The 24,097-nt window shown below is 39.3% G+C and carries 27 protein-coding genes and 1 pseudogene; 22 read left to right on the forward strand and 6 right to left on the reverse strand.

Annotated features, from left to right (window positions below; genetic code table 11):
• Positions 1–2: 2 nt before the first annotated feature.
• The 9 genes and pseudogenes from O1D97_RS17285 to O1D97_RS17320 all read left to right on the forward strand — a co-directional run bounded on the left by O1D97_RS17285 (position 3) and on the right by O1D97_RS17320 (position 7,845).
• Positions 3–2,264, forward strand: coding sequence for a chemotaxis protein CheA (locus O1D97_RS17285; RefSeq protein WP_269127396.1), 2,262 nt, complete (start codon positions 3–5; stop codon positions 2,262–2,264).
• A gap of 30 nt (positions 2,265–2,294) precedes the next feature.
• Positions 2,295–3,359 carry a protein-glutamate methylesterase/protein-glutamine glutaminase gene (locus O1D97_RS17290; protein WP_269127397.1) on the forward strand — a complete coding sequence of 355 codons (1,065 nt, stop codon included), beginning with the start codon at positions 2,295–2,297 and terminating at the stop codon, positions 3,357–3,359.
• Positions 3,360–3,361: 2 nt separating this feature from the next.
• Positions 3,362–4,099, forward strand: a complete 738-nt coding sequence (locus tag O1D97_RS17295) for a flagellar motor protein (protein ID WP_269127398.1) — start codon at positions 3,362–3,364, stop codon at positions 4,097–4,099.
• A gap of 72 nt (positions 4,100–4,171) precedes the next feature.
• Positions 4,172–4,282, forward strand: a pseudogene (locus tag O1D97_RS19970) (flagellar motor protein MotB); the annotation flags it as partial.
• 84 nt (positions 4,283–4,366) lie between these two features.
• Positions 4,367–4,918, forward strand: a complete 552-nt coding sequence (locus O1D97_RS17300; RefSeq protein WP_428981136.1) for an OmpA/MotB family protein — start codon at positions 4,367–4,369, stop codon at positions 4,916–4,918.
• 65 nt (positions 4,919–4,983) lie between these two features.
• Positions 4,984–5,757: a ParA family protein gene (locus tag O1D97_RS17305; protein WP_269127400.1), complete on the forward strand. Its 774-nt coding sequence runs from the start codon at positions 4,984–4,986 to the stop codon at positions 5,755–5,757.
• A 2-nt stretch (positions 5,758–5,759) separates the two neighbouring features.
• Complete coding sequence (locus O1D97_RS17310) at positions 5,760–6,893, forward strand: chemotaxis protein CheW (protein WP_269127401.1); 1,134 nt, start codon at positions 5,760–5,762, stop codon at positions 6,891–6,893.
• Positions 6,894–6,925: 32 nt separating this feature from the next.
• Positions 6,926–7,414, forward strand: a complete 489-nt coding sequence (locus O1D97_RS17315) for a chemotaxis protein CheW (RefSeq protein WP_269127402.1) — start codon at positions 6,926–6,928, stop codon at positions 7,412–7,414.
• A gap of 20 nt (positions 7,415–7,434) precedes the next feature.
• Positions 7,435–7,845, forward strand: a complete 411-nt coding sequence (locus O1D97_RS17320; protein ID WP_269127403.1) for a DUF2802 domain-containing protein — start codon at positions 7,435–7,437, stop codon at positions 7,843–7,845.
• On the opposite strand, the gene O1D97_RS17325 is transcribed toward O1D97_RS17320, so the two are convergent.
• From O1D97_RS17325 to O1D97_RS17335, 3 genes are read right to left on the reverse strand one after another with little or no spacing between them, the layout of a single operon-like run.
• Entirely contained in the window at positions 7,842–8,081 is a 240-nt protein-coding gene (locus O1D97_RS17325; protein WP_269127404.1) for an EscU/YscU/HrcU family type III secretion system export apparatus switch protein, read from the reverse strand. The genes O1D97_RS17320 and O1D97_RS17325 overlap by 4 nt on opposite strands.
• Positions 8,081–8,533 (reverse strand): flagellar hook-length control protein FliK, encoded by a 453-nt coding sequence (gene fliK, locus O1D97_RS17330; protein WP_269127405.1) that lies wholly within the window; start codon positions 8,531–8,533, stop codon positions 8,081–8,083. Before fliK ends, O1D97_RS17325 begins: the two co-directional genes overlap by 1 nt.
• Positions 8,494–9,933, reverse strand: coding sequence for a hypothetical protein (locus tag O1D97_RS17335; RefSeq protein WP_269127406.1), 1,440 nt, complete (start codon positions 9,931–9,933; stop codon positions 8,494–8,496). Before O1D97_RS17335 ends, fliK begins: the two co-directional genes overlap by 40 nt.
• 123 nt (positions 9,934–10,056) lie before the next feature.
• Here O1D97_RS17335 and ccmA point away from each other — a divergent pair, with 123 nt between their 5' ends.
• From ccmA to O1D97_RS17395, 12 genes are all read left to right on the forward strand, one after another.
• On the forward strand, positions 10,057–10,674 hold the full coding sequence (gene ccmA / locus O1D97_RS17340) for a cytochrome c biogenesis heme-transporting ATPase CcmA (protein ID WP_269127407.1): 618 nt from the start codon (positions 10,057–10,059) through the stop codon (positions 10,672–10,674).
• A complete protein-coding gene (ccmB, locus tag O1D97_RS17345; protein ID WP_269127408.1) occupies positions 10,671–11,333 on the forward strand; it encodes a heme exporter protein CcmB in 663 nt (220 codons plus the stop codon). The genes ccmA and ccmB overlap by 4 nt, the downstream gene beginning before the upstream one ends.
• Entirely contained in the window at positions 11,333–12,079 is a 747-nt protein-coding gene (locus O1D97_RS17350; protein WP_269127409.1) for a heme ABC transporter permease, read from the forward strand. Before ccmB ends, O1D97_RS17350 begins: the two co-directional genes overlap by 1 nt.
• Entirely contained in the window at positions 12,069–12,245 is a 177-nt protein-coding gene (gene ccmD / locus O1D97_RS17355) for a heme exporter protein CcmD (RefSeq protein WP_269127410.1), read from the forward strand. The genes O1D97_RS17350 and ccmD overlap by 11 nt, the downstream gene beginning before the upstream one ends.
• On the forward strand, positions 12,245–12,700 hold the full coding sequence (gene ccmE, locus O1D97_RS17360) for a cytochrome c maturation protein CcmE (protein WP_269127411.1): 456 nt from the start codon (positions 12,245–12,247) through the stop codon (positions 12,698–12,700). Before ccmD ends, ccmE begins: the two co-directional genes overlap by 1 nt.
• Positions 12,701–12,711: 11 nt before the next feature.
• The gene (locus O1D97_RS17365) at positions 12,712–14,655 is read left to right on the forward strand and encodes a heme lyase CcmF/NrfE family subunit (RefSeq protein ID WP_269127412.1); all 1,944 of its coding nucleotides are present in this window, start codon (positions 12,712–12,714) and stop codon (positions 14,653–14,655) included.
• Positions 14,652–15,161, forward strand: coding sequence for a DsbE family thiol:disulfide interchange protein (locus O1D97_RS17370; protein ID WP_269127413.1), 510 nt, complete (start codon positions 14,652–14,654; stop codon positions 15,159–15,161). Before O1D97_RS17365 ends, O1D97_RS17370 begins: the two co-directional genes overlap by 4 nt.
• A complete protein-coding gene (locus O1D97_RS17375; protein WP_269127414.1) occupies positions 15,158–15,571 on the forward strand; it encodes a cytochrome c-type biogenesis protein in 414 nt (137 codons plus the stop codon). Before O1D97_RS17370 ends, O1D97_RS17375 begins: the two co-directional genes overlap by 4 nt.
• Positions 15,568–16,740, forward strand: coding sequence for a TPR domain-containing protein (locus O1D97_RS17380; protein WP_269127416.1), 1,173 nt, complete (start codon positions 15,568–15,570; stop codon positions 16,738–16,740). Before O1D97_RS17375 ends, O1D97_RS17380 begins: the two co-directional genes overlap by 4 nt.
• 64 nt (positions 16,741–16,804) lie before the next feature.
• Positions 16,805–17,770, forward strand: coding sequence for a cell division protein ZipA (gene zipA / locus O1D97_RS17385; RefSeq protein WP_269127417.1), 966 nt, complete (start codon positions 16,805–16,807; stop codon positions 17,768–17,770).
• Positions 17,771–17,859: 89 nt separating this feature from the next.
• The gene (ligA, locus tag O1D97_RS17390) at positions 17,860–19,902 is read left to right on the forward strand and encodes an NAD-dependent DNA ligase LigA (RefSeq protein ID WP_269127418.1); all 2,043 of its coding nucleotides are present in this window, start codon (positions 17,860–17,862) and stop codon (positions 19,900–19,902) included.
• Complete coding sequence (locus tag O1D97_RS17395; RefSeq protein WP_269127419.1) at positions 19,903–20,136, forward strand: YheU family protein; 234 nt, start codon at positions 19,903–19,905, stop codon at positions 20,134–20,136. It begins immediately after the preceding gene.
• Positions 20,137–20,158: 22 nt separating this feature from the next.
• Here O1D97_RS17395 and cysE read toward each other — a convergent pair whose 3' ends face one another.
• Positions 20,159–20,989 carry a serine O-acetyltransferase gene (cysE, locus tag O1D97_RS17400; protein WP_269127434.1) on the reverse strand — a complete coding sequence of 277 codons (831 nt, stop codon included), beginning with the start codon at positions 20,987–20,989 and terminating at the stop codon, positions 20,159–20,161.
• A gap of 116 nt (positions 20,990–21,105) precedes the next feature.
• Here cysE and O1D97_RS17405 point away from each other — a divergent pair, with 116 nt between their 5' ends.
• Positions 21,106–21,444 carry a hypothetical protein gene (locus tag O1D97_RS17405; protein WP_269127420.1) on the forward strand — a complete coding sequence of 113 codons (339 nt, stop codon included), beginning with the start codon at positions 21,106–21,108 and terminating at the stop codon, positions 21,442–21,444.
• A 65-nt stretch (positions 21,445–21,509) separates the two neighbouring features.
• On the opposite strand, the gene mnmC is transcribed toward O1D97_RS17405, so the two are convergent.
• Together mnmC and O1D97_RS17415 are read right to left on the reverse strand one after the other, a co-directional pair.
• A complete protein-coding gene (gene mnmC / locus O1D97_RS17410) occupies positions 21,510–23,456 on the reverse strand; it encodes a bifunctional tRNA (5-methylaminomethyl-2-thiouridine)(34)-methyltransferase MnmC2/FAD-dependent 5-carboxymethylaminomethyl-2-thiouridine(34) oxidoreductase MnmC1 (RefSeq protein WP_269127422.1) in 1,947 nt (648 codons plus the stop codon).
• The gene (locus O1D97_RS17415; protein ID WP_269127424.1) at positions 23,446–24,000 is read right to left on the reverse strand and encodes a peptidylprolyl isomerase; all 555 of its coding nucleotides are present in this window, start codon (positions 23,998–24,000) and stop codon (positions 23,446–23,448) included. Before O1D97_RS17415 ends, mnmC begins: the two co-directional genes overlap by 11 nt.
• Positions 24,001–24,097: the final 97 nt, after the last annotated feature.

A 24,097-nucleotide genomic window follows, 5' to 3' on the forward strand; every position in this document is an offset into this window, starting at 1 on the left:
GGATGAGTTTCGAAGTCGATGAAGAAATTCTTCAAGATTTTTTAGTTGAAGCTGGGGAAATCCTAGAACAGCTTTCTGAACAATTAGTAGATCTAGAGCAGAACCCTGAAGATAAGGCATTATTGAATGCAATATTTCGTGGGTTCCACACTGTAAAAGGTGGTGCAGGCTTCTTGCAGCTAACTCCTTTAGTCGATTGCTGCCATTATGCTGAGAATGTGTTCGATATTTTGCGTAATGGGCAACGAAAGGTTACATCTGAACTAATGGATGTGGTGCTTCAAGCTTTAGACGCTGTTAATGAAATGTTTGACGCTGTTCGATCCGGTTTGCCTCCAGAAAAAGCGGATCCTGAAATTATAACTGCACTTAGCCGTTATGCTTCGCCACCATCTGAAGATGAAGATGAAGATGAAGATGAAGATGAAGATGAAGATGAAGATGAAGATGCTGTTCATGAAGAGGAAGAGCAAAATGATTCTGTCGATATAACCGATGACGAGTTTGAATCTTTATTAAATGCACTTGAATCTGATCCCAATGCACCTGTTGATGACGCTGTAGAGTCTGGCTCACATACTTCTGATGAAATCACAGAAGATGAATTTGAATCTTTACTGGATCAATTACACGGCACTGTTGGTACTTCTAAAGAAGAAACTATAGATAATAATGTATCTGAAGAAAACGCGACTCAATCAGATGAAATTACTGAAGAAGAGTTTGAGCAACTTTTAGATACGCTTCATGGCTCCTCTTCTGCAGAAAAAGTACTCAAAGATACAGATGCTCCAGAAAATTCTAAGGAAGATGCAACCGATTCAGAATCTTCTAATGAAATACAGTCTGACTTAATTACAGACGATGAATTTGAGAACTTACTCGACTCTCTTCATGGAAAAGGAAAAAGTCCGATCGACGGCAGTGCTCAAGAGTCAGTAAAAGCGGCGTCAGCTGATAAAATATCTGAGGACAAGCCAAAAGCTAAACCAAAAGCTAAACCAAAACCTAAGCCTTCAGTTAAACCTGTAGCAAAAGTCGAACCTGAAATGGTTGTTCCTGTTAAAGAGGGTGGTTCTTCTTCACCAGTTGTTCAAGAAACAACCGTCCGAGTAGATACTAAGCGCCTCGATGACATAATGAATATGGTTGGAGAGTTGGTTTTAGTAAGAAATAGATTGGTAAGGCTTGGATTGCAAAGTGATGATGAGTCAATGGGAAAAGCTGTATCTAATTTAGATGTGGTGACTGGTGACTTGCAAAATGCGGTGATGAAAACCCGTATGCAACCCATTAAAAAGGTTTTTGGACGATTCCCTCGAGTGGTTCGAGATCTTGCTCGGAATATGAAAAAAGAAGTTAACCTCGAGCTTAGAGGTGAGGATACCGATCTAGATAAAAACCTGGTTGAAGCTCTTGCTGATCCTTTAGTGCATTTAGTGAGAAACTCGGTAGACCATGGTGTGGAGTCTCCTGATGTTCGGGAAGCCAGCGGTAAACCAAGAGTTGGGCATGTTATTCTTGCCGCTGAACAAGAAGGTGATCATATCCTGTTATCCATTGAAGATGATGGGGCAGGTATGGATCCTGATAAGCTTAGGCAGAAAGCGGTAGAGAAAGGCCTAATGGACACTGATGCCGCAGAACGTTTATCAGATAATGAAGCTTTCAATTTGATTTTTGCGCCAGGTTTTTCAACAAAAGTTGAAATTACTGATGTATCAGGCCGTGGTGTTGGGATGGATGTTGTAAAAACAAAAATCTCTCAGCTCAATGGTACATTGGATATTAAGTCGGTGTTGGGGAAAGGCTCCCGATTTAGTATAAAGGTACCTTTAACCCTCGCAATTATGCCTACGTTGATGGTTATGTTGGATAATCAAGCATTTGCATTTCCTCTTGTGAGTGTAAATGAAATATTCCATTTAAACCTAAAGAAAACAAATATAGTTAATGGTCAGCAAGTCGTTGTTATTAGAGGAAAAACATTACCTATATTCCATTTGAAGAAATGGTTAGTTAAAGGTAAGGCTTCTGAAAATACGCCTGAGGAAGCTCATGTTGTTGTGGTTCAGGTTGGCATAAATGAAGTTGGATTTGTTGTTGATCAGCTTGTTGGACAAGAAGAGGTGGTTATCAAACCGTTAGGTAAAATGCTTCAAGGCACAGCAGGAATGGCCGGGGCCACCATTACAGGTGATGGGCGAATTGCCTTAATTTTAGATGTGCCAAGTATGTTGAAACATTATGCTTCAACGCACTAAATAGTCAAAAGGTTTTAGGAGTGGCTATATATGCCAGTAAAAGTACTTGTTGTTGATGATTCTGGTTTTTTTAGAAGACGTTTGGTTGAAATTTTCGAATCAGATCCTCGACTTGAAGTGATCGGGACGGCCACAAATGGGCAAGAGGCTGTTGATAAAGTTCAGTCATTAAAGCCAGATGTTGTAACTATGGATTATGAAATGCCTGTTCTTGATGGTATTGCTGCTGTTGCAAATATCATGAAGCTGCGTCCAACTCCTGTACTGATGTTCTCATCACTTACCCATGAAGGAGCAAGGGTAACGTTAGATGCATTAGAAGCGGGTGCTGTTGATTTCATGCCGAAGAATTTTGAAGATATCTCGAGAGATTCTAAAGTTGTCAAACATGCACTTATAGAGCGCGTATTAACGGTTTCTAGAACAACAGTAATGCTTGGTGAAAAACCTGTTTTTAAAGCCGCACCAAGAAAAACTGCCACTCCTATAGTTACCGAGAGAGGGGTTATTATTCCTCGATCTCGTAAAAAAGTGGGACTGATTGCTATTGGGACATCTACAGGTGGCCCTATGGCGTTGCAAAATGTCTTAACAAAATTACCTGAAAATATTTCTGTTCCTATTGTGGTGGTTCAACATATGCCAGCCGCGTTTACGGGGGCATTTGCAGAACGTCTAAATCAAATTTGTCAGATTACAGTAAAAGAAGCTCATGATGGTGATAAGTTACTACCAGGTGTTGCCCTTGTTGCTCCTGGTGGTAAGCAAATGATGATTGATTCTCGTAATGGTGGCTGTGTCCGTATTTTAGATGGTGATGAACGTCTGAATTATAAACCGTCTGTTGATGTTACTTTTGGTTCGGCCTCGAAGTGCTATCCGGGAAAAGTGCTGTCCATCGTAATGACAGGAATGGGAATGGATGGAAGAGAAGGTGCTCGAATGTTAAAAAATTCAGGATCTAAAGTTTGGTCTCAAAGCGAAGCGACTTGCGTTATATACGGTATGCCAATGGCGATTGAAAAGGCAAATTTATCGGATGAAGTGATTGACCTTGATGATATAGGCTTCCGTATTGCCGAAGAGGTTAGTTAGCGTTGGATCTTCTGACCTTAGCTGGGCTTGTAATCGCCTTTACGTCTGTGTTTTTGGCGAACTGGCTTGGCGGAGGGGAGATGGTATTACTTCTTAATCTCCCCTCCGCCATTATTGTTATAATAGGTAGTATTGGCGCCGCCTTGATTCAAAGTACGCTAATAAATGCCTTGCGTTCTTTGGCCATGTTTAAGTGGACCCTTTTTCCTCCTCGCTATAACTTATCAAAAGCTCGTCATGCTGTATTTTTACTTGCTGTTAAGGCTCGAAAAAGTTCTTTAGTCGCTCTTGATAGTGATGTTAGCAATCTAAAAAGTGAGTTGGCGACTCGTGCGTTGCAAATGGCTGTCGATGGTGTTGATGCTGATGAACTATTAGAAAGAATGCATGGCGAAGTGGTTCGGTTACGAGAAAAAAGAGAAACGGCAATCGAGTTTATGGAGTCCATAGGTGGATACGCGCCTACTTTAGGTATTATGGGGTCTGTTCTTGGGTTGATTCAAGCTATGGCAAACCTAAATAGCCCAGAAGCATTAGGGCATGGAATTGCGGTTGCTTTCGTTTCCACTTTATATGGTCAAGGTTTTGCTAATTTAGTGGTATTCCCATTGGCAAAAAAAGTTTCATTTTATGCTGATCAGGAGTTGCTATACCATCAATTATTGATTGATGGTATTCACGGAATTGCTGTTGGAAAACATCCTCAAAGGCTAGATATTGAGCTTAGTGGTTATGAGTGAGACGCGTTTAAAATCGAGTAGCCGAGGACGTCCTACTTTTACTTCAAAAAAAGTTCCTTATCTAAAGATCGCTGGATTTTATCTTACGCTGATTTCATAACATTATTGTTTGCGTTTTTTGTGGCTTTATATTCGATCTCTATACAAAATTCTGGCGATGATGAGCAAATTAGTGAAACTCTTGAGGGGGTTTTTGATGCCGTTCAAAAATCTATAAAACCAATATCGATAGGAGACCCGACAACAAATGTTCCGCAATCAGAATCGATGTTTGAAGTTGATCCAGCGGAATCAGAAAAAGCAGAGCAGGTTGGAATAAATGTTCCTGAGGCATCATCTCAATTATTTGAACAATTGAGTCAATTGGTTGCGAATCAGCTTGATGCGTATGAATCCGCAGGATTAATCAGTTTGTCTGAAGATGAAAACTGGATAGATATTGATTTACGAGCTGGCCTATTATTTGACACCGGACAATACGAACTTACGAATGATGCTGTTGCGATACTGATTGCAATAACGGCTTTGTTAAAACAATTTCAATACCCTATTGTTGTGGAAGGTCACACGGATGATCTTCCTATTAATTCTGTTAAGTATACTACAAATTGGCATTTATCTTCTGAAAGAGCGTCTTCAGTCGTTGATGAAATGGTTTTTAGAGGCATAGCGCCTGAAAAAATTGCGCCGATTGGCTTTTCTAGCTTAAAGCCACAAGTACGTAACGCTAACGACTTTGCTAGAGAGCAAAATCGGCGGGTGACATTGAAAATAAGTAAAACAGACGGTAAGAGTGTATACGAACTATTGTTTGAATAGCTATATACTGATTATGATTATAGAATTACATTCGTTAAAAAATAGTAATAATTTAGGGGTCGATTGTGCACATTTGGGCAGTAGCAAATCAAAAAGGAGGCGTGGGTAAAACAACAACGGTAGTCTCTCTTGCTGGCTTATTAGCTGATGAAGGGCATAGAGTATTGATGGTTGATCTAGATCCTCATGGTTCTTTAACAAGCTATTTTCGATTTGACCCTGATTCAATAGAGCATAGTGTTTATGATTTATTCCAAGTTCAAGGAAAAATCACTCAAGAACTTCCAAAGAAACTTGTACTAGAGACAGGACACCCTAATTTATCACTACTTCCGTCTTCAACTGCTCTTGCTACCCTTGAGCGCCATGCACAAGCACAAGGTGGAATGGGATTAGTCATATCTAAAACCTTAGCTATATTATGGGAAGATTATGATTATGTGCTTATAGATAGTCCGCCTGTTTTAGGTGTACTAATGATCAATGCTCTGGCGGCTTGCCAACAGTTAATTATTCCTGTGCAAACTGAATTTTTAGCCATCAAAGGCTTGGAGAGAATGGTTCGTACATTAACTATGATTAATAGAGCAAGAAAAAAGCCGGTTCCTTACATCATAGTTCCAACACTTTTTGACCGTCGTACTCAGGCGTCAAATAAGAGTTTACGCAGTTTGAAAGATACCTATGAAGACCTTGTTTGGCATTCTGTTATACCTATTGATACAAAATTAAGAGATGCCAGTACAGCTGGGATTGCTCCTTCTGCCTTAGACAGTAGTGCTAGAGGAATAAAGGCTTATGCCAGTTTAATTAGCACCTTGAAAGACCCTGTGAATTGAACATGAAAGAATTTAAATCAAAGGAAGAGGATGAGCTAATTGGTCCCCAACTAGCTGTCCAGCGCTATTTAGATGAGTTGCTACAAGAAGCAACAATTACTCACTTGAACGATCAAGCGAGTGCTGATGAATTAAAAAATGACCATGATGTAACAGAGAATGATAAAAATGACGTAACAGAATTAGATGCTGATGTGTCCGCTGATAAATCTTCTCTGCTAAGTATGGATCGTGATGATAGTGAAGAAATTGTTGTTTCTGATACAGAGCAAGTCGAAAAAGGCTCTGAGATTACCTCAGATAATGTTGATTTAGAAGTTCATGATTTGCATGAAAATGAACAGGTAGATGATCACTATAATTATGCTGATTTAGATGCGGCCTTTGCTGATTTTGAGTCTGCGGTTCATGGTAGTGACTTAGACAATACCTCAACTGATTCAGAAATAGTCTCTTCAGTTGATTTAGATGAGTCTGTTAATGCACTGGACGGGGTTGACTCTGACGTCATGGAGTCCGTGTCATTATCGGATATGGCTCCTGCTGTGTTGGACTCTACGCAGATAAAACAGAAAAAGTTAAAGCCTGCCATTAAATCCGATTTGGATCTTCTCAAATCTGAAGATGATACAATCAATTCAGTACCCATAGTATCTAAAACGGATCCATTACCTTGGGCAAAAGGCCGTTTTGAGTGTTTACTGTTTAAAGTTGGTGGCTTAAAAATGGCCGTCCCTTTAATTGAGTTAGGAGGTATTCAAAAAGCAGATGCCTCTAATATCACTCCTCTTTTTGGTCAGCCTAATTGGTTCTTAGGTGTTGCTACAGTACATGATAAGCACATTAGAACCGTAGATACGGCGCTGTGGGTAATGCCTAACCATTATAAAGGTGATTTAAAAGAGAACTTTAAATTTGTAATACAGTTAGATCGTTCTGATTGGGGGCTTGCATGTGAAGTGGTTGCTGAAGCAATCAGTTTAGAGCCATCGGCTGTTAAATGGCGCTCAGATCGGAGTAAAAGGCCTTGGTTAGCAGGGACTGTAATTGAACATATGTGCGCTATTCTTGATGTACAAGGTTTTATTGAGTTATTAAATGATCCTAAAAACGGTTTTAAAGCCCATTTGAAATAACATCTATTTTTAATGATGTTGGAGGTTTATCTATGTCTTTAACAACGAGCAAAGCAGTACAGTCAAATGAAGATCCTATCTTGCAATGGGTCACCTTTCGTCTAGAGCATGAGATTTACGGCATTAATGTCATGCAAGTTAAAGAGGTATTACGTTATTCAGAAATTGCTCCTGTGCCTGGAGCTCCTACTTATGTATTAGGAATAATTAATCTTAGGGGCAGCGTAGTTACTGTAATTGATACATGTCAACGCTTTGCACTACCGACAGGCGAAATTACAGATTCAACCCGTATTATGATCCTAGAAGTAGAGGGTCATGTAATAGGGATGCTTGTGGATGCAGTATCAGAAGTGGTTTACTTACGTCAATCTGAGATTGAACCTTCTCCTAATGTGGGTAATGACGAGTCTTCACGTTTTATACAAGGTGTTTGTCATAAAAATGATACGCTATTAATACTGGTTGATTTAGACAAACTTTTATCTGAAGAAGAGTGGTCAGAAGTTTCTTCAATGTAGGTTAAGGCTGTAATTGTTTCATGGAATCACAATGGTTATTTAACCTAATTTTAGTCGTTCAGTTTCTTATTTTGATAGGAATAAGTCTTTGGGCTTATTCTTTATCAAAGAAATTAAAACGCTTAGCAAAAAATCAAATTGATGCAGATCAAAATCAAAAAAAACAAGTTCAAGTCTTAGCTTCTGGGTCAATCGGTATGGGGCGACGATTGGTTGCGATTGAGAAAAAATTAAATATAGCCGTTGAAAGACAATCTGAGATTTTATCTAAAGAAGGTAATGTTTCTTATAATCGTGCAATGGAGTTATTAGAGCTGGGTGCAACGGTAGATGATCTAGTTTCCAAATGCGGCTTAATTCGAGCTGAAGCAGAATTAATTAGTCTATTGCATAAAGAATCTCGTCGCCCATCAAATCAGCGTTTTAATTAGTTTTTGAGCTGGTGGGCGAAGGCGATAATTTCGGCTACAGCAAGGTATAAAGCTTCAGGGATTTCATCTCCAAGTTCAAGAGTACTAAGCATTTCAACCAGTTCTGGGCTTTTGTGTAAAAGCACACCATTTTCTTCTGCTACCTCCATAATCCTTTGAGCCATAAACCCTGTGCCCTTTGCGGTTAGCTTCGGAGCATTTTGGAAGTCGTATTGTAGTGCAACAGCTTTCTTCATTAGGTTCTCACGTCAATTAGTCTTTTTGTAATCATTGTTTTTTGCTCTGTTACGAGTGGAGCACAAAAGCAGTCCAGACTTTCTAGTTCAATGTCTTTTTTCTTGAGATTTTCTCTGATGGTATTTAACTGAGAACGGATTTTTTGTTCTGTTTCTCGGCTCTCTGCAACAAAAATGATACCAGCTTTCGTTTCTTGAATGCTTAAACGTGCTTCGATTTTCCCTGTTTCAGGAAAATCAAATTTCAATTTGACAAGCCAGCGTCTTTTTTCTTTAGATAACTCTTCTTTATCATTGGTGTCCTTATCAATTTCAAATTGCACAAAGGAACTGCTTGTTCCATGCTTTATAGGGAGTTCCACATGTAGGGGGAAGGTTTGGCTCTCAGTACGAACGGTATCGACTAAATGTTTTAATTGGTTGGTAGTAATCCTCTCAATGGCTTTTTCCACCTGTTCGAACTGAGGGGGAGTTTGGCACTACTGGTTTCAGACACCGCTGCCTGCAGTTTTAATAAATTTAATTTCATGTCTTTTTCTATTTCTGGTAATTCCTTCGCAAGATTGTTTTCTAGAAATAGACCGCTTTGTTGAACGCTGTGTTTTAGTGCTTCAGGTGTTGTAGTTAACGTGCTTAAAGTAGGAATGTTTGCAATCAATTTGGCTAATGTTTGTTGGATTTTTTCGCTACCTAATTGGCTAGACTGAGACAATGTTTCTAGCTGTTTAATAAATTGAGTCATTTCTTGTAGGTTTAACTGTTTTGGAAGACTAACCTTTAATCCATCCTCTATTGGTGCCGAAGGGCGTTGTATCATTTCATTTGGAACCAATTGTACTTGTCCTTTAGGGTCAATCATGACAGCTATCTTAGAGCCAATTTCAGGACGGTGCTGTGTTTTAAGAGTAAAAGTGTCCTCTCCATCATTGACTTCAACGAGAAAGCTTGGCTCTTGAGTTGATGTTTTGAGGGGTTGAGTCCGTGCGTCCATTGTTATTTTTTGATGTGACGGATCTAGGTTGTTAGTCATTACCTGTTGTAGTTTGGGTTGATTTATTGCATTTGGTGTAGATGGTAATGAACTGGCATTTTTTGAAGTGACGTTTTTATCGGGCTCCGGCACTGACTGAGCTTGTGTCGTTTGAGTTGGAGCGGAGAGCTTATTACTGATGCTGGTTGTTGTTTCGGCTATTTGAGAAACAGAAAGAACGGTTAAAGGAATGGTTTTTGAGATGATATTAACGGACAATTTGATTTCTGATAGGGAGGCTGAATTGATGCTAGATGTATTTTGAGACAGAACCCCATTCGAAGTAGTTGAAACAGATGCTTTTGATGGAAAATTGGACGCACTGTTCGTAGTTAAAGTACTCTGAAGGTTTTTTTGTATTTCTGTTGAAAAGGCGACTGAGTTCTGAGTAATCGCTGGTAAGGCTTTTCCAGTGTTCGTATTCTCTGGACGTAGCGTTGAAGTACTTGGCTCTGCTGGTGACGGTGTTTTTGTTGTTACAGGGGGGGCATTTTGTCTGACGAGAGACAAGATTGCACGGTGACTGTTTTTTTGAACTTGTAGTTCAACCGTGTCGCCAGGTTGTACCTCTATTTTTTGTTGCGTATTGATCAAATTAAAATTTTGTTTTGATTTTGTGCTGACATCTAATATTTGTGCCGGCTTTTGTTGAAATATAATGTCTCTGGTGCTGTTTATTTTTATGGATTCTAGGCTAGCTATTAATTTTAGCTCACTAGAAAGCTTAGCGAGTGGGCCAGAAAGTTCTTTTGTTGTTTGTCCTTGGAGGCTATTGAGCGTCGTAGAGGACTGAGAATTAAGCTTACTAATATCAAACATCATTAAATCGACCTGTGGAAGGCGCTAGTCAGTCGTTATTTTTAAATCTTTCTTTTATAATAGCGACGGTTTCATTCTAACGAAAATACGTTATTACCCAGTTATCGGCAATATAAGGCAAACCTTTTGCATTCTTCTATTTCTTTAAATATTTCTAATCTTTGGATTGAACGTGGTGAAAGGTATCTCTGTAAGGATATGTCTTTTTCATTGTCTGGTGGGGATATTTGTAAAATTAACGGTGAAAATGGTGCGGGTAAGAGTACATTACTAAAAATCATAGTCGGTATATTGTCACCGTTAGAAGGCACTGTTTATTACAATGGTGAAGATGTTAGTATTCATCGTGATCTATTACATCAAGATGTATTGTATCTAGGTCATAATTCCGCTATTAAATCCGTCTTCTCTGTTGCTGAAAACCTTCGGTGGTATTTCCCTAATGCAAGTGACGAGGCGATTGCCTATGCATTATCTGTCGTATCGCTTTCTGGTTATGAGGAAACCCCCTCCAGTCAATTATCAGCAGGACAAAAGCGGAGAATTACACTAGCTAGGCTATGGTTGACGGACAAGCCGCTCTGGTTATTAGATGAACCTTTTACTGCTTTAGATGTGCAAGGTGTTTCGTCTCTTGAGAAGAGAATGAGAGACCATATAAGTAATGGCGGACTTATTATATTGACCACACATCAAGACATTGATGCCTCCCTAAATGTAAAAGAGATTAATTTAACCTTATGACTTATTTTTCTTTTACTAAAGGTGAGTTGCTTACCTTACTTCGTCGTAAACAAGACACTATGAATGCATTGATATTCTTCTTAATGGTGGTGATTTTGTTTCCATTAGGGGTAAGCCCTTCTCCTGAATTTCTAAGTGTTGCTGCCGGTGGGATTATTTGGTGCGCGGCTTCGTTGGCGATTTTGATGTCTGTTGAAGGTATGTTTAAAGAAGATTTTAACGATGGTTGCCTGGAACAATGGCTAGTAAGTGGCTTATCTCTTCCGGTACTTATTCTATTGAAAGTGAGTATTCATTGGTTGATAGTGATTGTGCCTCTCTTGATTATGGCGCCAATACTTGCTCAGATGCTATTCCTGCCAATGGATATTTTTTATGTATTGTTGCAAACCTTGATCTTAGGCACACCTGCACTTTTTCTTATTGGTACCATTGGCTCAGCCTTGACAGTTTCTTTACGTCATGGTGCCGTACTTATGTTACTAATTATTATACCATTCTATTTGCCGGTTATTATTTTCTCGACAGGGGCTATTCGTGCGGCCCAAAGTGGAATGCTGTATGACGGTCAAATAGCTATATTGGCGGCGATCTCTTTAGCGTCTTTAGTCGTATCTCCAATAATGTCCGCAATTTCAATTAAAGCGAGTGTAAGTTAATGAGTTGGACTTGGTTTCATAAACTGGGGTCTCCTAAATGGTTCTTTCAGTTTGCATCACGTTGGTCTCTTGGCGTCTTTTTGAGCGGTGTGGTTTTATTATTAATCGGCTTAGTTTGGGGGTTAGCATTTGCTCCTGAAGATTATCAACAAGGTAACAGTTTTCGCATTATTTATATTCATGTGCCTGCCGCCATTTTAGCTCAATCATGCTATTTGGGGCTGGGAGTTGCGGGCTTTGTTTTTTTGGTCTGGCAAATGAAAATGGCCCCTATATTTATTAAGTCCGTAGCGCCTTTAGGGGCTTTAGTCGCGTTGATTGCTTTGGTTTCTGGTGCGATTTGGGGAAAACCAACATGGGGCACATGGTGGGTTTGGGATGCAAGACTTACCTCCGTATTAGTGTTGTTTCTATTGTATATGGGGGTAATTGCTATTCAAAATAGTCTAGAAGATAAAATTCTAGCGGATAAAGCGGTTGCCGTTATTGGGGTTGTCGGTTTAATCAATTTACCTATTATAAAATACTCAGTTGAATGGTGGAATACACTTCATCAGCCTGCCACCTTTAAACTGACTGAAAAACCTGCCATGCCAATGGAGATGTGGTTGCCTCTACTGATCTCAAGTCTTGGACTGTATTTGTTTATTGCTGGGTTGGCTATGTTAAGAATGCAGACAGAAGTCTTAAATAGAGAACGCAGATCTAGCTGGGTAAAAGAAGAGGTATTGAAGAATGGCATTTGACTCTTTTTCAGATTTTTTGCAAATGGGACGGCATGGCTTTTATGTGTGGTCAACCTATGGAATCAGTGGTGTTATTTTATTCGCTATAGCTTGGCAGTCGTGGCAACAAAAGAAACAAGTAAAACGTCAATTGGCTAAACGCTTTATAAGAGAGCAGGAAAAGTAATGCATCCAGTTAGAAAAAAACGAATTATAGCCATTAGCAGTATCGTTGTTATTTTAGGCTTAGCGCTTGCTTTGGTTATGTATGCACTGCAACAGAATATTAATTTGTTCTATTCACCTACTCAAATAGTTAATGGTGAGGCACCAAAAGATGTGATGTTAAGAGCAGGAGGTATGGTGGTCGAAGGCAGTGTTAAAAGAGATAATGAAACGCTATCTGTTTCCTTTGAAGTAACCGATTTTACTGAGACAGTACGAATCGAGTATAAAGGTATACTTCCGGATTTATTTCGAGAGGGTCAAGGCATTGTCGCGCAAGGTAAATTAAATGCCAATGGTACAATGATCGCTTCTGAAGTCTTAGCGAAACATGACGAGGAGTATATGTCTCCAGAAATAGCAGAAGCGCTGAAACAGTCAGAGCTTAACTCAACATCATCTAACACATCTTATTGATTGGTATTTTCATGCTTCCTGAAATTGGTCATTTTACACTGATTCTATCTTTGTTCTTTGCTATCGCTTTAGCGACTCTTCCAATATACGGTTATTGGAAGCGTAATTTAGTATTATTAGAGCTCGCTAGACCTTTAACTTATGTAATGACATCTCTTGTTTTTATCAGTTTTCTTGTTCTGGCGTACTCTTTTGCTATTGATGATTTTTCCGTACTTTATGTGAGTCAAAATTCAAATAGTCAGTTACCGGTATGGTTCAAAGTCAGTGCTGTATGGGGAGGGCATGAAGGGTCTTTATTATTATGGGTCTTAATTTTATGTGGTTGGACTTGTGCAGTTGCAATTAAAGGTGAAAATTTACCAACAGATGTAAGGTCTTTGGTACTGGCTGTTTTAGGGATTGTTACTACAGGATTTACCTCATTTCTACTGTTTACCTCTTCGCCTTTTATACGGTTACTGCCAGAATCACCGCTGGAGGGAGGTGACTTAAACCCGTTATTACAAGATGTTGGATTAATCATCCATCCTCCTATGCTTTATATGGGGTATGTCGGCTTCTCAGTGGCATTCGCTTTTGCGATTACCGCATTAATAACGGGTAATTTAAATGCTTCGTGGGCTCGTTGGGCAAGACCTTGGACATCGGTTTCTTGGGCCTTTTTAACCATCGGTATTACTTTGGGGAGCTGGTGGGCGTATTACGAATTAGGCTGGGGTGGTTGGTGGTTCTGGGACCCAGTAGAAAATGCGTCTTTTATGCCTTGGTTGGCAGGTACTGCGTTAATACATTCTTTAGCTGTTACTGAAAAACGAGGTGTGTTCAAAAGCTGGACCGTATTACTGGCTATATTTACTTTTTGTTTAAGCTTGTTAGGGACCTTCTTAGTGCGCTCTGGTGTGCTAACTTCTGTACATGCATTCGCCGCTGATCCGACGCGTGGTGTATTTATTTTGGTGCTTCTCTTCCTCATGGTAGGAGGCAGTTTGCTTTTGTATGCGCTGAAAGCCTCAGAAGTTAAGTCAAAAGTCACTTTTGGTGCGACAGGACGAGAGGCGTGGCTATTATTAAATAATATTTTGCTAACGACGATGACTCTGACGGTATTACTGGGAACGCTTTACCCATTAATTGTAGATGCACTTGGTTTTGGTAAAATCTCTGTTGGTGCTCCTTACTTCAATAGTGTTTTCTCTCCGATGGCATTGTTACTTATGGTCTTTATGGCAATAGGGCCTTTATCAAAGTGGCATAATACGCCTTTTTCAGCATTGCTGAAAAAGCTCTTATTTCCTGCCGCGATCTCTTTGATTAGTTCTGCCATTTTAGTGTATTTCTATGATCTTGGTGTTATGTCTTGGATCAGTTTAAGTGTGGCTGTTTGGGTGTTAGTGCTGACATTTTATGACTGGTTTATAAAAGTAAGTGCTGGTTCTAAAGGTATTATTCCAAGAGCGAAAACACTGCCTCGAAATTACTACGGAATGGTTCTAGCGCATTTAGGTATGGCGGTTTCTTTAGTTGGAGTCTTGTTCGTTAGTGTAAGCAGTGATGAGCAAATGGTGAGGATGGCTAAGGGCGATGTCAGCCTTCTTTCTGGTTATGAATTTAAGTTTGAAGGTGTGCAGCACTTTGAAGGCCCCAACTTTATTGCAGATCAAGGGCAGATCATTATTTCTAAGGACGGTGAGTTCGTTGCACATTTAAAACCTGAAAAACGTTTTTATAATGCTCGTGGCCAAGTAATGACAGAAGCCTCAATTGATAATGGCTTGTTTAGAGATCTCTATATTTCCTTAGGTGAAGATCTGGGAGAGGGGGCATGGGGAATTAGAATTCATGTTAAGCCTTTCGTTCGTTGGATTTGGCTAGGTGGTATTCTGATGATGTTTGGTGGTTTACTTTCTGCCATGGATAAGCGATACCGAAAAGTATCAGGAGCAAGAATATGAAAAAATTATTAGTCTTTATTCCTCTCCTTGTCTTCGCCGTGTTAGGTAGTATATTTTTCATGCAGTTAGGTAAAGACACACAATATATGCCGTCAGCATTGATTGATAAACCATTGCCTAGTGTGTCCCTAGTGGATTTACATACCAATGGTATTGTTACAAATGATGGGTTGCCATCGGGACCTTATTTAATTAATTTTTGGGGAACTTGGTGCCCTGCTTGCAGTATCGAGCATAATTACTTAATGGCTCTTTCTGAACAAGGCGTTCCTATTGTTGGTATTGATTATAAAGATGAAACCAGCGAAGCCATAAAATGGCTGCAAGAAAGAGGAGATCCATATTCTCATGTCCTTCTCGATGAATTGGGGAATTTCGGCGTTAATATGGGGGTTACTGGTGCGCCTGAAACTTTTGTAGTTAACTCAAGCGGAGTGGTTGTATATCGTCATCAAGGGGTTGTTGATGATGTTGTTTGGGAAACTATGAAGGGGTATTTTAAATGAGATATTCTTTGTTTTTTTGTTTGATCGCGTTATTTTCGACTACGGCTTTTTCTGAAGCCGAATCGATTTTAAAATTTAATTCGTCTATAGATGAAACCCGTTATAACGCATTGATAGAAGAGCTGCGTTGTCCTAAATGCCAAAATCAAAATCTTGCGGACTCAAATGCGGGCATTGCCGTTGATTTGCGTAATCAGATTTATAGCATGATTGATCAAGGTTTAAGTGATAAAGAGATTGTTGATTATATGGTAGCTCGTTATGGAGAGTTTGTTCTCTATAAACCTGCAAATAACGCCGGGACTTTTTTACTTTGGTATGGGCCACTAATACTGTTGGCATTTGGGTTGCTGGCTTTTGTGTTGATAATTCGAAGTAATCGAAAATCATTAAGGAAAGAAACAAAATGATGCTTGCCTGGTTATTTATGGCGGTGATTTTAATTGTCGTTGTTTTTTATGTATTACGCTCTGTTATTAGCATAACGAAAAAAAATGATATCGAGTTGGCGACGAATTTCTCTGTTATTCGACGTAAAGAAATTGAGGAAGAAGTTGCTTTTGGTCGTTTGAATGAACAAGAGGCAAAACAGTTAAAAGACGATCTCGCTTTAGAAGAAACCATCAAATCGAGTATTTATGGTTATATTGTTAATAATCGATCCACTCAACTTTGGTTGGGTGTGTTTGTCATATTGACGGTTTTAGGTAGTGTTTCTTTGTATGAGAAATTAGGATTTTCAAAAGAAGTTGTGTTTACTTCGAATATATCTAATAACTCAATGACCCCAGAAAAACTTTCAACGTTTTTATCGTTTAGAGCGAATAAATATAATCGTGCAGAAGATTGGTATTTTGTTGCTCAAGATTATCTTAGTCAAAATGCTTATCTAGAGGCCTTGCCAGCGTTTGAAAAAGCATTGAATCAAATGGAAGGGGATGTTGATAATAAAATTAGAGTGTCCGTTGAATATGCTCAGGCTATTTTTTATTCTAATGATCAAAAAGTAAGTGAAAAAATGAAATTTGTTGTTGATGAGATTTTATCTTTAAATCCTAATCAAGCAACAGCTCTCGGCCTTAAAGGTATTGCTGAGTTTGATAGTCAAAACTATCGAGGTGCTATCATGGCTTGGCAAAAAGCGATCTTAAATGGCCAAAATATGAATGAACGCTCTGCGTTATTAGAAGGTATTCAAAAAGCGAGAGAAGCAGGGAATGTCTCTGAAGTTGATGTTCCTAGTTTAATTAAACAAAAAATAACGATAAAGCTTGATTTGAATGGAGTGCAATCAATAGACCCACAAAACGTATTCTTGGTGTATGCTAAGTTACCAGATCAGGCTATGCCAATAGCAATTAAACGGCTTTCAGTAAATGAAATTACAGATCTAATTGAGTTAACAAATTTAGATAATTTGATGCCTGGTTCTACATTAGCAGATGCAAAAAAGGTAGATGTTGTTGTAAAATTATCAAAATTAACTGACTCCGATTTAACTCAAGGGAAAATTATTGGGGAAAAAAAGGGCGTTTTAGTAGAAAATACAAAACTTTTAACCATTCCTGTCTCGTTATAATTGAATCTAGGCTGACATAGTTTAATAATATGCATAACTTTATTAATGTAATTCGGATTAAATAATGGAATTTAGCTTGCGTGAGTGGCTAATTGTAATTGGCGTTCTTATAATTATTGTCATTTTAATTGATGGCTATCGTCGCTACAAAAAAAATAATGCCTTTGAAGACGCGGAAGAGGATGATTTTGTAGATCCTGATGTGCTACTAAAAGATGCAATTATTAAACGTGAATTACCTAATGGCGGAGCCCGCCCCGTTGCTGGTTCGGAAGCCGTAAATAGTGCATTTGAAGTGGCAAGAAAGACATCTAATGCGCCGTTAACTGATTTACCTCATAAACTAGATTCTGGTCCGCTGTTTCAAAAGGATGATCATATTCATTTAGATGAGCTTGCCTCTCTTGTTCCTGAAAGGTTGAGTTCGACGGATGAATCGGAACTCCGTCGGAATTATTCGGATGATTCTGAGCAATTTGACGTCGACGAGACTCTAGCAGAGGAAGATTTCGAACGGAATTACTCGATTGTCGATGTTGACCAGCCCGTTTCAGGCAGCTCAACAGAAGAGTTTTTAGAAGAAGATTACGAAGCTGAAATTGAAGAAGTTATTGTGATCAATGTATTTTCTCCAGAAAACAAGCCCTTTGTAGGCGTTGAACTGCTGCAGTTAGTCTTAAATTGTGGCATGCGTTATGGCGAAATGGACATTTTTCATCGTCATGAAGAAGGTTTTGATCGGGGGAGAATTCAGTTTAGTATGGCTAATGCTGTAGAGCCGGGAACGTTTAACATCGATACTATGGGAGAGAAAACCTTCCCTGGTGTGAGTTTCTTTATGGGGCTTCCTGGTCCTAAAAACAGTATGATGGCATTCGACTTTATGTTGGAAACGGCTCAGGCAATTGTTAGAAACTTGGGTGGTGAATTAAAAGATGAGAGACGCAATATTATGAGTGATCAAGCCATCGCTCATAGTCGTCAACGCATACGTGATTTTGAGCGCCGAAGGCTGTTAAAGGCACAATAGGTTTCTCTATATAAATAAAAAAAGCCATCTTAAATGGCTTTTTTTATGTGAAAATTTCAATATTGATTAATAAATTAAGAGTGAGAAAAATGGCTAATCAGTCAACGGATTTAATCAACAAACAGATTGCTGACTTGGTTAAGCGGCTGAATGACTATAGTTATGCTTATCATGTACAAGATGATCCCATTGTCCCAGATTCAGAATACGACCGTTGTTATATTGCGTTGCAATCATTAGAAGCAGACTATCCAGACTTAATTCTTGAAAATTCACCAACGCAAAGAGTAGGTGAAAAACCGACTGAAGGTTTTAAAACGGTCGCTCATACCCTACCTATGCTTTCTTTAGATAATGCCTTTAGTGATGGTGCTTTAGAAGACTTTCATGACAGAGTCGTTAAGCTTTTGGGAGAGCATGAAGTTGACTATTGTTGTGAACCTAAACTGGACGGTTTGGCTATTAGTTTGCGTTATGAATCCGGCCGTCTGGTTAGAGGACTTACACGTGGAGACGGTTTATCGGGGGAAGATATTACCTCCAATATTAGAACTTTGAACTCTATTCCTCTTACATTGCGCACGGATGAGCCGCCTACCGTTGTTGAGGTGCGAGGTGAAATTTATATGCCAAAAGAAGGGTTTGAGCGCCTGAATGCTATGGCACTTGAAAGAGGGGAGAAAGCGTTTGTCAATCCTCGTAATGCTGCCGCAGGTTCTTTAAGGCAATTAGACCCAAAAATTACCGCCAGTCGACCCTTGGTACTATGTGTCTATTCGATTGGGTATCTTGAAGGTGCGGATACTTTTAGTAGTCATTACGACTCTTTATCAACCTTGAATGCTTGGGGGTTTAAGGTGAACCCTTTGATGGAAAGAGTGAAGGGGGTAAAGGGATGTATTAACTATTATTCGAAGCTTGAGTCGATTCGTAATGAGTTGGCCTACGATATTGATGGCATTGTCTATAAAGTTGATTTAATGGAAAGTCAAAAACGTTTAGGCTTTGTTGCAAGAGCTCCTCGTTGGGCAATAGCCAGAAAATTTCCTGCTCAAGAAGAAATGACGCAAATTGAAGCCATCGATTTTCAAGTTGGTCGTACAGGGGCGGTGACTCCTGTTGCACGGCTAAAACCTGTTTTTGTGGGTGGTGTGACGGTATCCAATGCCACTTTACACAATAAAGATGAGATTTTACGGCTAGGAGTTAAAGTAAAAGACTTTGTTATTATTCGTCGAGCAGGAGATGTTATCCCGCAAATTGTCCAAGTGGTGATGGAAAAGCGTCCTGACGAGGCATTTGACGTGGTTTTCCCCGATCATTGTCCTGTTTGTGGGTCAGATACAGAGCGCGTTCCAGGCGAAGCTGTTGTGCGTTGTACGGGTGGACTCATATGCGCAGCACAACGTAAAGAAGCACTGAAACATTTTGTTTCTCGTAAAGCATTGGATATTGATGGATTGGGAGACAAATTAATTGAACAACTAGTTGAAATTGATTTTATAACTTCTCCTGCTGATATATTTTCTTTGAAAGACAAAAAAGCTGAATTGTTGCAGTTAGACAGAATGGGCCAAAAATCAGTTGATAAATTGTTGAGCTCAGTAGAAAACGCTAAGCATACTCAATTCAATCGTTTTGTTTATTCGCTAGGAATTAGAGAAGTTGGAGAAGCAACGGCTAGAACATTAACGGCTTATTTCAAAACACTAGACGAACTCATGTCAGCAACGGAAGAAGAATTAATAGATGTTGAAGATGTCGGTCCTATTGTTGCTAAGCATATTAAGTTATTTTTCCAACAAGAGAATAATATTAAAACAATAAAGTCGCTCATTTCTGCTGGTGTGACTTGGGAAGTTAACAGTCATACTGTGGCAGAAAATGCATTGCCTTTGTTAAGTAAAACCTATGTTGTTACTGGGTCATTAAGCCAAATGAACCGAGATGAAGTTAAGGATCGCCTTATTCAATTAGGCGCAAAAGTAAGCGGTTCTGTATCGAAAAAAACAGATTGTCTGATTGCGGGTGAAAAGGCGGGCTCTAAGCTGACTAAAGCTCAGTCACTTGATATTCCTATTATGGATGAGTCTCAGCTCATGGCCTTTTTATCTGAGTATGGAGACCTTTAGATGGATACGTTAATTCCCCATGATTCTTTGCAAAAAGAAACATTAATTACTATTTTGGAAGAAATTGTTACTCGAGACGGTACGGATTATGGAAACTATGAGCTTACATTAGAAGATAAGGTTGCTGAGGCATTGGTATTGTTGTCGTCGAAAAGTGCGTTTTTGTTATTTGATACAGAAAGTGAAACAGTCAAGCTTTTATCTAAAGATCAACTGCAACAATATGACCTTTAGATAAGCAGAAAGAAGAGGAGGTTTAGCCTGCTTGCTTTTCCTTTTTCTTCGCTTGAACACAATGGTTGATATTATGATCCATCACTCTAGACGGTTCTCTTTCTGTATTGCGCCCTACCACTCGAGCCGGAACGCCGGCTACCGTAGTGTGGGCTTCAACCGCTTCTAGAACTACGCTACCGGCTCCAATTTTAGCGCCTTCACCAACTTCAATATTCCCTAGAATTTTAGCGCCAGCCCCAATTAAAACGCCACTGCGTATTTTAGGGTGACGATCACCGTGCTCTTTTCCTGTGCCTCCAAGTGTTACTGACTGTAAAATCGAGACGTTATTTTCGATAACACAGGTTTCACCAACGACTAGACCTGTTCCATGATCGAGCAAAACTCCGCAACCGATACTTGCTGCTGGGTGAATATCAACACTGAAGGCCATGGATATTTGACTTTGCATAAAAAGAGCGAGACTTTCTCTCTCTTGCTTCCAAAGCCAATTGGCAATTCGATAACTTTGAAGTGCATGGAAGCCTTTAAAGAATAGGAACGGTGTTGTTAGACACTCACAGGCGGGATCTCGCTCTTTAATCGCTAATATGTCGCGTTCAATCATGGAAACAATGTTTGAGCTTTTATCTTCCATGGCTTCTTCGAAAACTTCGCGTAAAACCATGGCCGGGATTGAGGCACTATCAAGCTTGTTAGCTAGTAAGAAACTGATGGCCGATTGTAAGCTTTCGTGTCTGAGGATTGTTGTATTAAAAAAACTTGCTAATATAGGCTCACCTTGTGCGAGTTTTTTAGCTTCTGAATGTAATGACGACCATAAGTTGCCTGGTGTCACGGTATTGTGCATTGAGTTACTCAATCTGTTCACCAATGTTAATTCTAAGGTAAAATGTAATTTATGGGTTAGCATGAAACAAAACAAGGGCAAACGCAAACAAAGTGCCCTCATTTTCTGGAGAGACTATGACTACCAAAACAGTTGCAGACGCATTACACATTTTTTATGAATTAAATAGTGCTTTCGCTGATGCGTATTGGGAAACTAACGACATCAATCATAAAGATCTATTTTTTGCCATGAGGTCATTGTTGCAAGAAGAGTTAGATGAACTTCATAAATTAAGTATGCAAGATCATATTTATCCATATGAACCGATAAATCCAAGTGTTTTGCAGCTTAATGGAAAATTGCAAAAATTAGCACCTGAAATCGAGTCCATTGTTTTGCGGACTCAAACAGCGAGTAATTTATCTGACTTGATCCCTAGTGCATGTGACTTATTTAGTACTGGAGCCGCTTAATCCGTCCTTGAATCCTATGATGAATAATTAGACTACTAACTTAATGATGCGTTGGCAGTCTAATTTTATGAAGCACGTTTTAGCTGCCTTATTATGAAACGAGAAGGGTGAATGACTCTCTCGATTGCTCTTTCTAGGGGGGTGGGTTCATTTAAAATGAGGCTTGTTAGATAACAGGCACTTAATGGTGTCGAAATAAGCCCTTTCGATCCATGCCCAATATTAATAAATAATCCTGGAAGAGGGTTGCTCGTGAGGTTGGATTTCCATTTTGCATTTTTTCCTAGTTGAGCATAGGTTTCTTGAAGTACTTTTTTATCAAAAATAGGTCCTACAATGGGCGTATAATCTGATATTGTGCAACGAAATGAGACTCTACCAATGCAATCCTTGGCTCTTTTTTGCCAGTTATGATTTGGTAGCAGTTGTGTTAGTTTTTCTAAGTTTTTTATATGGTCACTAAACCTAACCGTTTCATCGCTATCATTAAGGCTATAAGTTGAGCCAAAGTGAAGGTGCCGTTGCTTCTCATGGGATATAGGGGGAGAAACGTAGCCTTCGTGGCATAACACATTATCAATAGAGAGGTCCTTATTTAATACAAATGAGGACACTTGGCCTCTTATTGCCATTCTTGGTAGATCAAGATATGTGTCGGCAATACTTGAGGTATGCGCCTGACAAAAAATAATATGAGAAAAAGTGTCCGAACTCTCATTTGATGTTGCTACCCATGAATAAGTGCTTTGCTGATCTATTTTAACTAATGGTTTATTTAACGTTACTTTAATGTTTGGATGATTAAGTAATTGACTGCAAAGTTCTTTAGGTTTTACCCAACCAGATAACGGCAAAAACAGTTCATTAAATTCTTGGTTTTGTCGTAGAACTTCTTCCGGATAAATTTTGTCTGATAATATTTTTTCAAAGCGCTTTACTTCAAGTTCGGTAATTGGCTTTTGAATAAGTCCACAGTCGTTCCATATCTTCTTACTTGGATCAATACGACTTAATAAACGATGTGTATACATATATCCAGCAAGGTAAAAGCGATTTAGAGGCGTGTCATGGCTGGCGAGTTTTGGGTAAATCATCCCTTGAGGGTTACCAGATGCGCCACTTGCTATCTCATTCCCCCTATCCCAAACTTCAACTGAAATGCCTCTAGAGGCCAGTTGTGAAGCGCAATGACTACCGGCAAGCCCCGCTCCAACAATCAGCACTTTTTTAGGTGTTGACGTCTCTGACCGGACGCTTAACCAAGGTAAGCCTTCAGACATCCTCTGATTAAAAGTGAGAGGCTGCTCCTCTAGAATACCAACAAGCATTTCTCTTTTTATGCCAAAACCTTTCACTTTTTGGACGTTAAATCCTGTCGACTGCAAACCTCTTCTGACTATGCCTGCCGCCGTAAAGGTGGAAAAAGTAGTACCAACATCACTGAGTCTCAATATTTCATTGAATAGACTGTTAGACCACATTTCAGGGTTTTTACTTGGTGCAAATCCATCAAGAAACCATGCATCCACATTGGCATTTAACGCAGTAAACCCTTCGGACGCTTCGCCAAACCAGAGAGTAAGTTGAAGGTTTCCGTTATCCAGAGATATTCTATGTAGTCCATGGCAAACCACAGGGTAGTTAGCAATTAGCTCATCGCTCAACTTTGATAATTCAGGCCACATTTTTAATGCATTAGACAGTATCTCTTTTGAAAGGGGGTATTTTTCCACTGAAATAAAATGCAGTGTTTTATTGCTAGCCGCTGACTCTTTCCATGCTCGCCAAGCGCATAAAAAGTTTAACCCTGTTCCAAAACCCGTTTCAGCAATGGTAAATACAGGTTTTGCAAGGGATGACCACCTCTCAATTAAATTATTTTTCTGAATAAATACATAATCAGTTTCATTGATTCCTGATTGCGAATCAAAATAGATATCATCAAATTGAGTGGATTTTGGTGCACCATCTTTTTTCCAAGTTAATGCTGGAGCGGGTAACCTATAATTCATTTGAGCGTACAACTTTCTCAATTATGACGGTTGTTGTCGGTACATTTTGATAAGGACCAATGGTTTTGGTTGATATTTTCGCTATTTTATCAATAACATCCATACCGCTGGTTACTTTGCCGAATACGGTGTAACCATAACCTCTGGTGCCATGATTCAGGAATGGGTTATCTACATGATTGATGAAAAATTGCGATGTTGCACTATTTGGATCTTGGGTACGAGCCATGGCGACGGTACCTCTGTCATTAAATAGACCATTCTCCGCTTCATAGACAACGGCTTTGTGTGTTTCTTTACGTTCCATTGTGGTGGTGAACCCTCCGCCTTGAACCATAAAACCAGGCATGACGCGATGAAAAATAGTGTTGTTGTAAAAGCCTTCGTCCACGTAGCGCAGAAAGTTTTCTACTGTTTTTGGTGCGGCCGCTTCATTTAAATCAATAGTAATAGAGCCTTGATTGGTGACTACATCCACTTCAATGGCTAATACAGATAAAGACACTGTTGATAGTGCGATCACTGAAATAATGTGTTTTAGCATGATTTACTTCCTTATTTTTAAATTGCCATTAATATTAAGGCCTTAAAAGGCGAGAGCCAAGCGTTTTAAATAGTGAGTTAGATTGTTAATTATACAG

The organism is Marinomonas phaeophyticola, from assembly GCF_026966905.1.
Classification (GTDB): Bacteria; Pseudomonadota; Gammaproteobacteria; order Pseudomonadales; family Marinomonadaceae; genus Marinomonas; species Marinomonas phaeophyticola.

Coding starts and splice junctions, on each gene's coding strand:
- O1D97_RS17285 (WP_269127396.1), top strand. CDS start 3: ATGAGTTTCGAAGTCGATGAAGAAATTCTTCAAGATTTTTTAGTTGAA.
- O1D97_RS17290 (WP_269127397.1), top strand. CDS start 2,295: ATGCCAGTAAAAGTACTTGTTGTTGATGATTCTGGTTTTTTTAGAAGA.
- O1D97_RS17300 (WP_428981136.1), top strand. CDS start 4,367: ATGTTTGAAGTTGATCCAGCGGAATCAGAAAAAGCAGAGCAGGTTGGA.
- O1D97_RS17310 (WP_269127401.1), top strand. CDS start 5,760: ATGAAAGAATTTAAATCAAAGGAAGAGGATGAGCTAATTGGTCCCCAA.
- O1D97_RS17315 (WP_269127402.1), top strand. CDS start 6,926: ATGTCTTTAACAACGAGCAAAGCAGTACAGTCAAATGAAGATCCTATC.
- O1D97_RS17320 (WP_269127403.1), top strand. CDS start 7,435: ATGGAATCACAATGGTTATTTAACCTAATTTTAGTCGTTCAGTTTCTT.
- O1D97_RS17325 (WP_269127404.1), bottom strand. CDS start 8,081: ATGAAGAAAGCTGTTGCACTACAATACGACTTCCAAAATGCTCCGAAG.
- O1D97_RS17335 (WP_269127406.1), bottom strand. CDS start 9,933: ATGATGTTTGATATTAGTAAGCTTAATTCTCAGTCCTCTACGACGCTC.
- ccmB (WP_269127408.1), top strand. CDS start 10,671: ATGACTTATTTTTCTTTTACTAAAGGTGAGTTGCTTACCTTACTTCGT.
- O1D97_RS17350 (WP_269127409.1), top strand. CDS start 11,333: ATGAGTTGGACTTGGTTTCATAAACTGGGGTCTCCTAAATGGTTCTTT.
- ccmD (WP_269127410.1), top strand. CDS start 12,069: ATGGCATTTGACTCTTTTTCAGATTTTTTGCAAATGGGACGGCATGGC.
- ccmE (WP_269127411.1), top strand. CDS start 12,245: ATGCATCCAGTTAGAAAAAAACGAATTATAGCCATTAGCAGTATCGTT.
- O1D97_RS17365 (WP_269127412.1), top strand. CDS start 12,712: ATGCTTCCTGAAATTGGTCATTTTACACTGATTCTATCTTTGTTCTTT.
- O1D97_RS17370 (WP_269127413.1), top strand. CDS start 14,652: ATGAAAAAATTATTAGTCTTTATTCCTCTCCTTGTCTTCGCCGTGTTA.
- O1D97_RS17375 (WP_269127414.1), top strand. CDS start 15,158: ATGAGATATTCTTTGTTTTTTTGTTTGATCGCGTTATTTTCGACTACG.
- O1D97_RS17380 (WP_269127416.1), top strand. CDS start 15,568: ATGATGCTTGCCTGGTTATTTATGGCGGTGATTTTAATTGTCGTTGTT.
- zipA (WP_269127417.1), top strand. CDS start 16,805: ATGGAATTTAGCTTGCGTGAGTGGCTAATTGTAATTGGCGTTCTTATA.
- ligA (WP_269127418.1), top strand. CDS start 17,860: ATGGCTAATCAGTCAACGGATTTAATCAACAAACAGATTGCTGACTTG.
- O1D97_RS17395 (WP_269127419.1), top strand. CDS start 19,903: ATGGATACGTTAATTCCCCATGATTCTTTGCAAAAAGAAACATTAATT.
- cysE (WP_269127434.1), bottom strand. CDS start 20,989: ATGCACAATACCGTGACACCAGGCAACTTATGGTCGTCATTACATTCA.
- O1D97_RS17405 (WP_269127420.1), top strand. CDS start 21,106: ATGACTACCAAAACAGTTGCAGACGCATTACACATTTTTTATGAATTA.
- mnmC (WP_269127422.1), bottom strand. CDS start 23,456: ATGAATTATAGGTTACCCGCTCCAGCATTAACTTGGAAAAAAGATGGT.
- O1D97_RS17415 (WP_269127424.1), bottom strand. CDS start 24,000: ATGCTAAAACACATTATTTCAGTGATCGCACTATCAACAGTGTCTTTA.